Origin of the sequence: Thauera propionica, assembly GCF_002245655.1 — a bacterium.
Classification (GTDB): Bacteria; Pseudomonadota; Gammaproteobacteria; order Burkholderiales; family Rhodocyclaceae; genus Thauera; species Thauera propionica.
Genome location: NZ_NOIH01000007.1, coordinates 345,889 through 358,283, shown reverse-complemented (window position 1 = coordinate 358,283; position 12,395 = coordinate 345,889). Strand labels below are relative to the sequence as shown.

Sequence of the window (12,395 nt, the reverse complement as noted above, 5' to 3'; positions counted from 1 at the left end):
TGCGTGTGTCTGAGCGCCGTTTGGCTGCCGGGGCGCGTGATAAAATCCGCGGCCCTGAAACTCTGGAGCGACTGCATGCTCGCGATCATCGGCGGAAGCGGTCTGACGCAGCTTTCGAACCTGGCGGTGGAGCGCCGTGAAGTGGCGCGCACGCCCTACGGCGAACCGTCCGGCGCGCTGACCTTCGGGCGGCTATGTAATGAGCCGGTCGTGTTCCTCGCCCGTCACGGTTACGGTCACACGATCCCCCCGCATCTCGTGAACTACCGCGCGAACATCTGGGCGCTCAAGCAGGCGAAGGTGACGGGGATCATCTCGGTGGCGTCGGTCGGCAGCATTCGTGCTGATCTCGGGCCGGGGTCGCTGGTCGTGCCCGACCAGATCATCGACTACACCTGGGGGCGAAAGAGCACCTTCTTCGAGGGGGGCGACACACCGGTCAAGCATGTTGATTTCACGCATCCCTATGACGAAGAACTGCGCCGCAAGTTGATCGCGGCTGCTGGTCTGGCGGGGGAGGTGGCGCTCGATGGTGGTGTCTATGCGGCGACGCAGGGGCCGCGGCTCGAGACTGCGGCCGAGATCAACCGCTTCGAGCGCGACGGCGCCGACGTCGTCGGCATGACCGGCATGCCCGAGGCCGTGCTGGCGCGCGAGCTCGACGTGCCGTATGCGGCGCTCAATGTCGTCGTGAATCACGCGGCCGGCCGTTCGGCCAGTGCCGATGGCATCGTCTTCGACGACATCGAAACCATGTTGCAGAGCGCGATGGTGCGGGTGCGCGCCATCCTCGACAAGCTCTGTCACATCTGAAGGATTCATGCGCATGAAGCGTCTCGAAAACAACTTCGAACACCTGCTTTTCTCCAGTCGCTGGCTGATGGCGCCGGTCTATTTCGGGCTGGTGCTGGCCATGGTGGTGCTGCTCGTCAAGTTCGCCAAGGAGGTCTGGGGGCTCTTTGCCGACATCATGACCGCCACGGGCGGCGAGCTCATCATCGGGGTGCTGTCGCTGGTCGATATCGCCCTGATCATGAACCTGCTGATCATTATCATGTTCAGCGGTTACGAGAATTTCGTTTCCAAGATGGACGACCTGCACAGTCATCAGGATCGGCCAGACTGGATGGGACACATCGGCTTCTCGGACCTGAAGATCAAGCTGATTGGCTCGATCGTGGCGATCTCGGGAATCGAGTTGCTGAAGGCGTTCATGAACGTGGACAACCTGAGCGATCGCCATCTCGGCTGGATGGTCGGCATCCACGTCACTTTCCTGTTTTCCGGCGTGCTCTACGCGTTGATGGATCGCCTCGGCAACAAGCACTGATCCGGCTCCGACCCGCGCCCGCAGCCTCAAACCTGCAGGCGTTCGAGCAGTTCGCGCTCCACGCGCAGCAGCTGGGCGTCCTGCGACAGCGTGGCGCCGGTGAGCAGGAAGGTGTCTTCGACACGCTCGCCGAGCGTGGCGATCTTGGCTGTGTGCAGGCGGATGCCGTGGCCGGAGAGGGTTTCGGCGATTTCGAACAGGAGCCCGGGGCGGTCGGCCGCAGTCAGTGACAGGATGTAGTGGCGGCCGGCTTCGTCGGCCCGGATGCTGACCTGCGGCGTGATCGGGAAGTGCTTGACCTGACGCGACAGGCGGCCGCGCGAGGGGCGGTCGATGGCGTCCGGGCGGGCGAGGTAGCTCGCGAGCTCGTGTTCGATCAGCGTGATCACGTCGCGGTAGCTCGCTTCGCCGCCCGGGTCCTGCAGCATGAAGCTGTCCAGTGCGTAGCCGTGGCGGGTGGTGTGCACCTTGGCGTCGAGGATGGTGAAGCCCAGTCGCCCGAAGAAGCCCGTTAGGCGGACGAACAGCTCCTTCTGGTCGGGCGTGAACACCATGACCTGAACGCCGTCCTCTTCCTCGGCGACACGGGCCTTGACCACGGGTTCGTCGGCATCGGGGCGGAAGTACAGCACCCGTGTGTGCCAGGCGATCTCCTCGGCGGAATGCCGCATGAAGTACACGGCGTCGAGTTCGGACCACAGCCTGTCCTCGATGCCCGGCCTCAGGCCGTGGAAGCGCAACAGGCGGCGGGCGTCCTCCAGGCGGTCGTCCAGTCCCAGCGCCTGCTGGGGCGTCGCGCCGCGCAGCAGGCGCTGGGCCGCAAAAAACAGGTCCTCCAGCAGCTTGCCTTTCCAGCCATTCCACACCTTGGGACTGGTGCCGCGGATGTCGGCGTGCGTCAGCAGGTAGAGCGCGGTCAGGCGCCGCTCGTTGCCGACGATGCGGGCGAAGCGCTGCACGACTTCCGGATCGGACGTGTCTTCCTTCTGCGCGTAATGCGACATGGTGAGGTGGTGCTCGACCAGCCATACGACCAGGTCGGCGTCCTCTTCCTCAAGGCCGTGCAGCGCGCAGAACTCGCGGGCGTCGCTCATGCCCAGCTTGGAGTGGTCGCCGCCGCGCCCCTTGGCGATGTCGTGGAAGAGTGCGGCGAGGTACAGCAACCAGTGACGCTCGAATGCCATGATCAGTCGCGTCATCAGCGGGTATTCGTGAGCGTGTTCGCCCATGGTGAAGCGGCGCATGTTGCGCAGCACCATCAGGATGTGCTGGTCGACCGTGTAGACGTGGAACAGGTCGTGTTGCATCTGGCCGATGATGCGGCGCCAGCTCGGCAGGTAGCGAGACAGGATGCCGTACTCGTTCATGCGCCGGAATGCATGCACGATGCCGCGCTTCTGCTGCAGGATCTGCAGGAACAGCGCGCGGTGCTCGGGATTGGCGCGGAAGGCGGCGTTGATGCGGTTGCGGTTTATCCACAGTGCGCGCAGCGTGCGCGCCGTCATGCCCTTGAGTTCGGAGCGCTGCTGCAGCAGCAGGAAGCATTCGAGCAGGGCAGAGGGATAGCGCTCGAAGATGTCTTCCTGGCGCAGGTCGAGCAGCTCGCGGACGACCTGAAAGCGCGGGTTAATGACGAAGGCTGCGCCCCGGTCGGGGAAGATCACGGTGCCGTAGTTCTGCAGCAGCACGGTGTTGAGCTGCGTCACCATTTTCGCAGTGACGTAATAGCGCTGCATCAGCACTTCGGACGCGCGCCGGGTCGCGGTCGCTTCGATGCCCATGATGCGCGCGAGCTTTTCCTGGTGATCGAACAGCAGCCGGTCTTCGGCACGCCCGGTCAGGTAGTGCAGGCGGATGCGCAGGTGTTGCAGGAAGCGCTCCACGCTGCGCAGGTCACTGGCCTCGCCACCGGTGATGAGGCGGCGACGGGCAAGGTCGCGCCAGTTGTGGCCCAGACCTGCAGCGCGCGCGATCCAGCCCAGCATCTGCAGGTCGCGCAAGCCGCCGGGGCTTTCCTTGCAATTCGGCTCGAGCGCGTAGGGGCTGTCGTTGAAGCGGGCGTAGCGCTGCTCCTGCTCGAGCTGTTTCGCCTTGTAGAAGGCGCGCACATCCAGAGCCTCACGGTAACGCTCGTTGAGTTCGGCGAAGAGACGCACGTCGCCTGTGAGCAGGCGGGCTTCCAGCAGGTTGGTCTGGACCGTGATGTCGTCCGCCGCGGCCTCGATGCACTCGTCCACCGTGCGCACCGCATGCCCGATCTCGAGCCCGATGTCCCACAGCGCACCCACCATCGCCGAAAGGCGTTCGCAGATCTCGGGCGCCGCGGCCGTCGGCAGCAGCACGAGGATATCGACGTCCGAGGCGGGGAAGAGTTCGCCACGTCCATAGCCGCCGACCGCAAGCAGGGCCGCGTCTTCCGGCATGTCGCACGCTTGCCACAATCCGATGACTTCCGCGTCTACCAGTCGCGCTCGTCCTTCGAGCAGGGCCGAGGTGCGCGGGTGTGCCTCGTAGGCGGCCCTGAGCGCCGCCGAGCCCTCGCCCAGACGCCGGCGCGCTTCGCCGATCAGAGGTTGAAGGGCGGAGCAAAGGGCGTCTTTCATGGCTGCCTTCTGGCGGGTCGGGGCGGCGAGGGGTGATCAGGCGAAACGGGCGGCGACCAGTGCGGGAGGTGGGGGGCAGTTCTCCGACAGCGTCAGGACTTCTACACCGGTCTCGGTCACCACCACCGTGTGTTCCCATTGCGCGGAGAGGCTGCGGTCCTTGGTTACGATCGTCCAGCCGTCGGGGAGTTCGGAGATCGCAGCTTTGCCGGCGTTGATCATCGGCTCGATCGTGAAGATCATGCCCGGCTTCAGTTCGGGGCCGGTGCCGGCCTTGCCGTAGTGCAGCACCTGCGGCTCCTCGTGGAATTTGCGGCCAATGCCGTGGCCGCAGAACTCGCGGACCACCGAGAAGCCGTTGCCTTCGGCATGCTTCTGGATGACTGCGCCGATGTCGCCGAGGTGCGCGCCCGGCTTCACGGCGGCAATGCCCAGCCACATGCATTCGTAAGTGATCTGCGACAGGCGGCGTGCGGCAATGCTCGCTGCGGCCTCACCGCCCACCAGGAACATGCGGCTGGTGTCGCCGTGGAAGCCGTCCTTTATCACGGTGATGTCGATGTTGACAATGTCGCCTTTCTTGAGCGCCTTGTCGCCCGGCACGCCGTGGCAGACCTGATGATTGATCGAGGTGCAGATCGACTTGGGGTAGGGCGAGTAACCGGGCGGCGCGTAGTTGAGCGGAGCCGGAATCGTGTCCTGCACGTTCACCATATAGTCGTGGCACAGGCGGTCGAGTTCGCCGGTTGTCACACCGGGTTTGACGAAGGGCTCGATGTAGTCGAGGACCTCGGCCGCGAGACGGCAGGCCACGCGCATCTTGTCGATTTCTTCCGCGGTCTTGAGGACGATGCTCATTGTGATTTCTGTCTTGCTGGGGCTGTAAAGGACACAAAGGTATCGCATGCAGGCACTTGCCGGCAAACGCGTCACCGGATGCGGCTTGAGCGAGCCCTGAGGGGCGTGCTAACATCGCGGGCTTGTCTGCTGAGGCAGGCAAAATCCACACGTCCTGCGGCAATGGGGTCCGCAGCGAAGGTCGATCTGAATGGCTTTCGGTGCGGCGAGGTGTCGGGTGTTCGGGCCATGGCCGAACGTCGGGTATCCCGCGGGGCGGAGGTAAAACCCTTTGATCAGTTTGGAGTAACACACATGTCAGTCACGATGCGTCAGATGCTCGAAGCGGGCGTCCATTTCGGCCACCAGACCCGCTTCTGGAACCCGCGCATGGCCCCGTACATCTTCGGCCAGCGCAACAAGATCCACATCGTCAACCTCGAGAAGACGATGGTGAAGTACAACGAAGCCATGGACTTCGTACGCAAGCTCGCCGCCAACCGCGGCAACATCCTGTTCGTCAGCACCAAGCGCCAGGCTCGCGAGATCATCGCCGAGGAAGCGGGTCGTGCCGGCATGCCCTTCGTCGATGAGCGCTGGCTCGGCGGCATGCTGACCAACTTCAAGACGGTCAAGCAGTCGATCAAGCGCCTGAAGGAAGTCGAGGCCATGGTCGAGGATGGTTCGATCGAGCGCCTGTCGAAGCGCGAAGCGCTGACCGTGCGTCGCGAGATGGAAAAGCTGCAGAAGTCGATCGGCGGCATCAAGGAAATGGGTGGCCTGCCCGACGCGCTGTTCGTCATCGATGTCGGCTACCACAAGATCGCCATCACCGAAGCTCAGAAGCTCGGTATCCCGGTCGTTGCCGTGGTTGACACCAACCACTCGCCCGAGGGTGTGGATTACGTGATCCCGGGTAACGACGACTCCTCGCGCGCCATCCGCCTCTACGCCCGCGGCGTGGCCGATGCCGTGCTGCAGGGTCGCAGCCAGGTGCTGCAGGAAATCGTCGATGCCGGCGGCGACGAGTTCGTCGAGGTCGATGAAGAAGGTACGCAAGAGCAGGCCTGACCTGCAGCTTGCCGGGGCCTCGAGGGGCCCCTTTTTGTAATCTTGAACACCTGCCGCGCTGGGTAATCACCCGGCGCGGGCAATAGCGAAATCCGAGGAGTTAGCATGGCGGAAATCACCGCAAGCATGGTCAAGGAACTGCGCGAGAAGACCGACGCGCCGATGATGGAATGCAAGAAGGCGCTGGCCGAAGCGGCTGGCGACATGGCCAAGGCTGAAGAGATCCTGCGCGTCAAGCTGGGCAACAAGGCCTCCAAGGCGGCCACCCGCGTTGCCGCCGAAGGCGTGGTCGGCATCAGCATCTCGGCCGACGGCAAGCTCGGTTCGATCATCGAAGTGAACTGCGAAACCGATTTCGTTGCCAAGAACGACGACTTCCTGGCGCTGGTGAACGGCTGCGCCGAACTGGTTGCTGGCAAGAACCCGGCCGACGTCGCCGCGCTGTCGGCGCTGCCGATGGGCGAGGGTACGGTCGAATCGACGCGCACCGCACTGGTCGGCAAGATCGGCGAGAACATGTCGATCCGCCGCTTCACCCGCGTCGAAGCCAAGGGTCAGCTGTTCTCGTACGTCCACGGTGGTGCCAAGATCGGCGTGCTGCTGGACCTCGTGGGTGGCGACGAGCAGCTGGGCAAGGACATCGCGATGCACATTGCCGCGTCCAAGCCGAAGGCGCTGGACGCCTCGGGTGTGTCGCAGGACCTGATCGATTCCGAACGTCGCATCGCCATCGAGAAGGCCCGCGCCGACAACAAGCCGGAAGCCATGCTTGAGAAGATCGCCGACGGCACCGTGCAGAAATTCCTGAAGGAAGTCACGCTCCTGGCGCAGGTCTTCGTCAAGGCTGAAGATGGCAAGCAGACCATCGAGCAACTGCTGAAGGCCAAGGGTGCTTCGGTTGCCGGTTTCTCGCTGTACATCGTTGGCGAAGGCATCGAGAAGAAGGTCACCGACTTCGCGGCCGAAGTGGCCGAGCAGGCCGCTGCTGCAGCAGCCAAGAAGTAAGGAGTTGCACATGTCCGCCGCCTACAAGCGCATCCTGCTGAAGCTCTCGGGCGAGGCCCTGATGGGCGACGACACCTATGGCATCAACGAGGAGGTCGTCACTCGCATCGTCACCGAGATCGCCGAGATCGTACGTCTCGGCGTCCAGGTGGGGGTGGTTATCGGCGGCGGCAACATCTTCCGTGGCATGAAGGGCGCGGCTTCCGGCATGGATCGCGCCACTGCTGACTACATGGGCATGCTGGCCACGGTGATGAACGCCATGGCGCTCGCCGATGCGATGCGGCGCATGGAGGTCGAGGCGCGCGTGCAGTCGGCGCTGCGTATCGATCAGGTGGTCGAGCCTTACATCCGCGGTCGTGCGATCCGTCATCTCGAAGAAGGCCGCGTGGTGATCTTCGCCGCCGGCACGGGCAACCCCTTCTTCACCACCGACACTGCGGCCGCGCTGCGCGGCTCCGAGATCGGTGCGCAGATCGTGCTCAAGGCAACCAAGGTCGATGGTGTCTATACTGCCGACCCGAAGAAAGACCCGAACGCGCAGCGCTACCATCGCATCAGCTTCGATGAGGCGATCGGTCGCAACCTGGCAGTCCTCGATGCGACCGCGTTCGCGCTGTGCCGTGACCAGAAACTGCCGATCAACGTGTTCTCCATCTTCAAGCCCGGCGCGCTCAAGCGCGTTGTGATGGGCGAGGACGAGGGCACGCTGGTCCATTCCTGATGCTCTGGAGAGTGCGTTGATGATTTCCGAACTTAAGAAGAACACCGAGCAGAAGATGCAGAAGTCGGTCGAGGCACTCAAGACCGATCTCGCCAAGATCCGGACCGGCCGTGCCCACACCGGCCTGCTCGACCACGTGATGGTGGAGTACTACGGCTCGATGGTTCCCGTGAACCAGGTTGCCAACATCACGCTGATCGACGCCCGCACAATCGGTGTCCAGACCTGGGAAAAGCCGATGCTGCCGAAGGTCGAGAAGGCCATCCGCGACAGCGACCTGGGCCTGAACCCTTCGAACATGGGTGAGCTGTTGCGCGTGCCGATGCCGGCACTGACCGAAGAGCGTCGCCGCGACCTGACCAAGGTCGTGCGCCAGGAAGGCGAGACGGCGAAGATCGCCATCCGCAACCTGCGTCGCGATGCCAACCAGCATCTCAAGGATGCGGTCAAGGACAAGGAAATTTCCGAGGACGACGAGCGTCGTGCCGAGGAGGATGTCCAGAAGCTGACCGACAAGTACGTCGCCGAGATCGACAAGCTGCTCGCGCTGAAAGAACAGGAACTGATGCAGATCTGATCCGCCGGATCGGCTGTTCCCTTATGGGCAGAACAGGAGGCGGGTCATGATGCACAAGCGATTCACAAGCTCCACACGGGATATCCCGGCAGTGAGTGCGGTTCCGCGTCACGTGGCGATCATCATGGACGGCAACGGTCGTTGGGCGCGAAAGCGTCTGATGCCGCGCGTTGCCGGCCACTCCCGCGGCCTGGACTCGGTGCGCGCGGTCGTCCGGGCGTGCATGGAGCGCGGCATCGAGTATCTGACGCTGTTCGCCTTCAGCTCGGAGAACTGGCGCAGGCCGGCCGACGAGGTCTCCTTCCTGATGCAGCTCTTCATGAAGTCGCTGCGAAAGGAAGTTGCCCGACTGGACGAGAACGGGATTCGACTGCGCGTCGTCGGTGATCTGTCGCGCTTCGATCCGGAGCTCGTTCGCACGATCCGCGAGTCGGAAGAGAAGACGGCCACGAACGACCGTCTGCACCTGAGCATCGCGGCCAACTACGGCGGTCGATGGGATGTCGCGAATGCCGTTGGCGCCCTGATGCGCGCGCATCCCGATCGGCGTGAGGGTTTCAGCGAAGATGAGATTGCCGGTGCGCTGTCGATGAACTTCGCACCCGAGCCCGATCTTTTCATCCGTACGGGTGGCGAAAAGCGCATCAGCAACTTCCTGCTGTGGCAGCTGGCCTACACCGAGCTTTACTTCACCGACACCCTCTGGCCGGATTTTGACGCGGCGGCACTCGACGAGGCCATTGCTTCGTATGGTGGCCGCGAACGCCGCTTCGGTCGCACGAGCGAGCAACTCGTCGAACAGGGCGCAGCGGGGCATCATGCTTAAAGCACGTGTTCTGACTGCGATCGTGCTGCTGGTTGGTCTGCTCGGCGCGGTTTTCCTGCTGCCTGCGTCGGGATGGCTGGTGCTGTGCGCGCTCGTCTGTGGCGCCGCGGCGTGGGAGTGGGGCGGCCTTGCCGGCTTCGAGCGCCCGTTGCGGATGTCCACCGCCATCTCGTTCGGCATCGCCTGTCTGATCCTCGGGGTGCTCAGTGGCCTCGTGAGTGGCGTGACTGCGGGCGCGGGGGTCCTCGTGCCGCTCTATGGGATCAGTGCGCTGTTCTGGGTGTTCGTCGTTCCGGCCTGGCTGTCGCGGAAATGGACCCTGTCGAACCCGATGCTGGCGTCCCTGGTCGGCTTCGTCGTGTTGGTGCCGACTGCGCTCGCACTGGTGCATCTGCGTGCGCTTGGCCCGTGGATCATGCTGGCGGTCATGGCCGTCGTGTGGGTGGCCGACATTGCGGCGTACTTCTCTGGGCGCGCCTTCGGCCGCCACAAGCTGGCGCCGTCGATCAGTCCGGGAAAAACCTGGGAGGGAGCGGTCGGTGCCGCGGCTGCGGTGCTGCTGTTCGGCTTCGGCGTGCTGACCTGGCTGGGGGCGAGCAACCCGGGTGGCGCGATGGTGGTGGCCGCAGGGCTCGTGCTATGGACCGCTATCAGCATCATCGGCGACCTGTTCGAGTCGCTTCTGAAGCGCCAGGCGGGCCTGAAGGATAGTGGCACGATCCTGCCCGGGCACGGCGGCATCCTCGACCGCATCGACAGCCTGACCTCCACTCTGCCGCTCGTTGCCCTGTTTGCCGTTCTGCTGGCGCGCTGAGTCGGCGGAACGCCCTTCGTTTTCCGTTCCTGCCCATCAAATGCGACAACCCGTCACGCAGCGCATCACCGTTCTTGGGGCGACCGGCTCCATCGGCCAGAGCACCCTGGATGTCGTAGCCCGGCATCCGGACCGCTTCGAGGTCTTCGCCCTGACGGCGCACCGCCAGGATGACAAGCTGCTGGAGCAGGTTCTCCGGTTTTCACCGCGCTATGCCGTGATGGGCGAGGAGGAGGCCGCGCAGCGTCTCCGTGCTGCGCTCGCGGCCGCGGGCAGTCGCACTGAGGTCTTGTCTGGCCCCGAGGCGCTGGAGCAGGTTGCTTCTGCATCCGACGTCGACATGGTGATGGCTGCGATCGTCGGGGCTGCCGGCTTGCGGCCGAGCCTCGCGGCTGCACGTGCCGGAAAGAAGGTGCTGCTCGCCAACAAGGAAGCCCTGGTGCTCTCCGGGCAGCTCTTCATGGATGCGGTGGCGGCCAGTGGCGCGGTGCTGCTGCCGATCGACAGCGAGCACAACGCGGTCTTCCAGGCGCTGCCGGCCGACTATGCGCGAGAGCCGGCGAGGGCGGGCGTGCGCCGCGTCCTGCTCACCGCGTCGGGCGGACCGTTCCGCGAGGCGCCGATTGCCGACCTCGCGGCAGTGACGCCGGATCAGGCCTGTGCGCATCCGAACTGGGTCATGGGGCGCAAGATCTCCGTCGATTCGGCAACGATGATGAACAAGGGGCTCGAAGTCATCGAGGCGCACTGGCTGTTTGGTGTGCCGGCCGACATGATCGAGGTCGTCGTCCACCGCCAGAGCGTCATCCATTCGATGGTCGAGTACGTCGATGGCTCGGTTCTCGCACAGCTCGGCAATCCCGACATGCGGACGCCGATCGCGCACGCGATGGCATGGCCCGAGCGTATCGAGGCGGGGGTGCGGTCGCTCGATCTGTTCGAGATCGCGCGGCTCGATTTCGAGCGACCCGACTTCCAGCGTTTCCCCTGTCTCGGGCTTGCGTTCGCCGCGCTGCGGGCGGGTGGGGCGGCGCCCGCCGTGCTCAACGCCGCGAACGAGGAGGCGGTGGCCGCCTTCCTCAACGGGTGCATCGGTTATCTTGATATCGCGCGCGTCATCGAGCCCTGCCTGGAACGCAGTGCGGGCTTCGCGGTCGATTCGTTGGACGCTGTGCTCGCTGTCGATGCGCAGGCGCGTGACTGGGCATCCGCCCAGATCCGGACTCTTTCCCGCTGACGATGAATCTTCTCAACTATCTGGTTCCCTTCGCCCTTGCGCTGGGCTTGCTGATCCTCGTGCACGAGCTCGGCCACTATCTCGTGGCGCGCTGGTGTGGCGTCAAGGTACTGCGCTTCTCGATTGGCTTTGGCAAGCCGCTTCTTCTGCGTCGGGCCGGGCGGGACCGGACTGAGTGGGCGCTGGCCGCGTTTCCGCTCGGGGGCTACGTCAAGATGCTCGACGAGCGCGAGGGGCCTGTTGAGCCAGCGGAGCTGCATCGGGCCTTCAACCGGCAGAGCGTGTACCGACGCTTTGCGATCGTCGCGGCGGGTCCGATCGCAAACTTCATCCTCGCGATTGCGCTGTACTGGGGACTGTTCGTGGCAGGCACCGATGAGCTCCGCCCGCGTCTGGCGCTGTCGGAAACGCCGGCGATCGCCGTGGCGGCGGGTGTGCGTGACGGTGATCTGGTTCTCGCGGTCGACGACGAGCCGGTGCGATCGTGGCAGGACCTGCGCTGGGTGCTGCTCCAGCACGCACTGGAGCAGCGTGAAGTCGTGCTCCAGGTGCGCACGCTCGACGAGGTGGAGACTTATCGGCGCCTGAACCTTGCCGGCGTGCCGATTGAGGATGGTAGTCAGGATCTGATCGTGCGCTTGGGCCTCAAACCCTGGCGGCCCATCATCCCGGCCGTCGTCGGGCGGATATCGGAAGGCGGTTCGGCTGAGCGGGCCGGGTTGCGAGAGGGTGACGAGGTCATTGCGATTGAGGGTGCGGCCATTGCCGGGTGGACGGAACTGGTCGAGCGTGTGCGCGCCGCGCCAGGCAGGCCTCTGAGTTTTGATGTGCTGCGCGCCGGAGAACGACTTGCTCTGAGCGTCACGCCCGAATCCGGTACCGAGAACGGTGCGCAGATCGGCCGCATCGGGGTGGGGGTCGCGGAGCCCGTTGAAGGTGGGTTGTCGATGTTCTCCCAGGTACGCTATGGGCCGATCGAAGGCCTGACGAAGGCTGTGCGGCAGACTTGGGAAACGAGTGTACTGAGCCTGAAGATGATTGGTCGGATGTTCACCGGTGAAGTGTCGTGGAAGAACCTCTCCGGACCGGTCACGATTGCCGATTACGCGGGCCAGACGGCGCAGCTCGGACTGAGCCATTACCTCAAGTTCGTGGCGCTGATCAGCATCAGTCTGGGGGTCTTGAACCTGCTCCCCATCCCGGTGCTCGATGGCGGGCACTTGTTGTACTATACGGTCGAAATCATCAAGGGCGGTCCGATTCCGGAACGCGTCATGGAGATCGGTCAGCAGATCGGTCTCGTCCTGCTTGCCATGCTGATGGCATTTGCTTTCTACAACGACATCAATCGTCTCATTTCCGGCTGAATTC

General features: G+C 64.2%; 12 protein-coding genes. 10 read left to right on the top strand and 2 right to left on the bottom strand.

Features of this window, described 5'->3' with window-relative positions; genetic code table 11:
• Positions 1-75 precede the first annotated feature (75 nt).
• Both CGK74_RS07635 and CGK74_RS07630 read left to right on the top strand, forming a co-directional pair.
• Positions 76-813 (top strand): S-methyl-5'-thioinosine phosphorylase, encoded by a 738-nt coding sequence (locus CGK74_RS07635; protein WP_094267876.1) that lies wholly within the window; start codon positions 76-78, stop codon positions 811-813.
• A 13-nt stretch (positions 814-826) separates the two neighbouring features.
• Positions 827-1,330 (top strand): TIGR00645 family protein, encoded by a 504-nt coding sequence (locus CGK74_RS07630; RefSeq protein WP_094267980.1) that lies wholly within the window; start codon positions 827-829, stop codon positions 1,328-1,330.
• Between the two features lie 26 nt (positions 1,331-1,356).
• Here CGK74_RS07630 and CGK74_RS07625 read toward each other — a convergent pair whose 3' ends face one another.
• A complete protein-coding gene (locus CGK74_RS07625) occupies positions 1,357-3,933 on the bottom strand; it encodes a [protein-PII] uridylyltransferase (protein ID WP_094267875.1) in 2,577 nt (858 codons plus the stop codon).
• Between the two features lie 36 nt (positions 3,934-3,969).
• On the bottom strand, positions 3,970-4,791 hold the full coding sequence (gene map, locus CGK74_RS07620) for a type I methionyl aminopeptidase (RefSeq protein ID WP_094267874.1): 822 nt from the start codon (positions 4,789-4,791) through the stop codon (positions 3,970-3,972).
• Between the two features lie 294 nt (positions 4,792-5,085).
• Here map and rpsB point away from each other — a divergent pair, with 294 nt between their 5' ends.
• The 8 genes from rpsB (at position 5,086) to rseP (ending at position 12,391) form a co-directional block, all read left to right on the top strand.
• The gene (rpsB, locus tag CGK74_RS07615; RefSeq protein WP_094267873.1) at positions 5,086-5,841 is read left to right on the top strand and encodes a 30S ribosomal protein S2; all 756 of its coding nucleotides are present in this window, start codon (positions 5,086-5,088) and stop codon (positions 5,839-5,841) included.
• A 105-nt stretch (positions 5,842-5,946) separates the two neighbouring features.
• Positions 5,947-6,846 carry a translation elongation factor Ts gene (tsf, locus tag CGK74_RS07610; RefSeq protein ID WP_094267872.1) on the top strand — a complete coding sequence of 300 codons (900 nt, stop codon included), beginning with the start codon at positions 5,947-5,949 and terminating at the stop codon, positions 6,844-6,846.
• A 10-nt stretch (positions 6,847-6,856) separates the two neighbouring features.
• On the top strand, positions 6,857-7,570 hold the full coding sequence (gene pyrH / locus CGK74_RS07605; protein WP_094267871.1) for a UMP kinase: 714 nt from the start codon (positions 6,857-6,859) through the stop codon (positions 7,568-7,570).
• Between the two features lie 19 nt (positions 7,571-7,589).
• Complete coding sequence (gene frr / locus CGK74_RS07600) at positions 7,590-8,147, top strand: ribosome recycling factor (protein ID WP_094267870.1); 558 nt, start codon at positions 7,590-7,592, stop codon at positions 8,145-8,147.
• A gap of 46 nt (positions 8,148-8,193) precedes the next feature.
• Positions 8,194-8,973 carry a polyprenyl diphosphate synthase gene (uppS, locus tag CGK74_RS07595; RefSeq protein ID WP_094267869.1) on the top strand — a complete coding sequence of 260 codons (780 nt, stop codon included), beginning with the start codon at positions 8,194-8,196 and terminating at the stop codon, positions 8,971-8,973.
• Positions 8,966-9,787 carry a phosphatidate cytidylyltransferase gene (locus tag CGK74_RS07590; RefSeq protein WP_094267868.1) on the top strand — a complete coding sequence of 274 codons (822 nt, stop codon included), beginning with the start codon at positions 8,966-8,968 and terminating at the stop codon, positions 9,785-9,787. The genes uppS and CGK74_RS07590 overlap by 8 nt, the downstream gene beginning before the upstream one ends.
• A 40-nt stretch (positions 9,788-9,827) precedes the next feature.
• Positions 9,828-11,024 (top strand): 1-deoxy-D-xylulose-5-phosphate reductoisomerase, encoded by a 1,197-nt coding sequence (ispC, locus tag CGK74_RS07585; protein ID WP_094267867.1) that lies wholly within the window; start codon positions 9,828-9,830, stop codon positions 11,022-11,024.
• Positions 11,025-11,026: 2 nt separating this feature from the next.
• Positions 11,027-12,391 carry an RIP metalloprotease RseP gene (gene rseP / locus CGK74_RS07580; protein ID WP_094267866.1) on the top strand — a complete coding sequence of 455 codons (1,365 nt, stop codon included), beginning with the start codon at positions 11,027-11,029 and terminating at the stop codon, positions 12,389-12,391.
• The last annotated feature ends 4 nt before the right edge of the window (positions 12,392-12,395 follow it).

Bases quoted from the DNA above. Each gene is read 5' to 3' on its own strand.
- CGK74_RS07635 (WP_094267876.1), top strand. From the start codon at position 76: ATGCTCGCGATCATCGGCGGAAGCGGTCTGACGCAGCTTTCGAACCTG.
- CGK74_RS07630 (WP_094267980.1), top strand. From the start codon at position 827: ATGAAGCGTCTCGAAAACAACTTCGAACACCTGCTTTTCTCCAGTCGC.
- CGK74_RS07625 (WP_094267875.1), bottom strand. From the start codon at position 3,933: ATGAAAGACGCCCTTTGCTCCGCCCTTCAACCTCTGATCGGCGAAGCG.
- map (WP_094267874.1), bottom strand. From the start codon at position 4,791: ATGAGCATCGTCCTCAAGACCGCGGAAGAAATCGACAAGATGCGCGTG.
- rpsB (WP_094267873.1), top strand. From the start codon at position 5,086: ATGTCAGTCACGATGCGTCAGATGCTCGAAGCGGGCGTCCATTTCGGC.
- tsf (WP_094267872.1), top strand. From the start codon at position 5,947: ATGGCGGAAATCACCGCAAGCATGGTCAAGGAACTGCGCGAGAAGACC.
- pyrH (WP_094267871.1), top strand. From the start codon at position 6,857: ATGTCCGCCGCCTACAAGCGCATCCTGCTGAAGCTCTCGGGCGAGGCC.
- frr (WP_094267870.1), top strand. From the start codon at position 7,590: ATGATTTCCGAACTTAAGAAGAACACCGAGCAGAAGATGCAGAAGTCG.
- uppS (WP_094267869.1), top strand. From the start codon at position 8,194: ATGATGCACAAGCGATTCACAAGCTCCACACGGGATATCCCGGCAGTG.
- CGK74_RS07590 (WP_094267868.1), top strand. From the start codon at position 8,966: ATGCTTAAAGCACGTGTTCTGACTGCGATCGTGCTGCTGGTTGGTCTG.
- ispC (WP_094267867.1), top strand. From the start codon at position 9,828: ATGCGACAACCCGTCACGCAGCGCATCACCGTTCTTGGGGCGACCGGC.
- rseP (WP_094267866.1), top strand. From the start codon at position 11,027: ATGAATCTTCTCAACTATCTGGTTCCCTTCGCCCTTGCGCTGGGCTTG.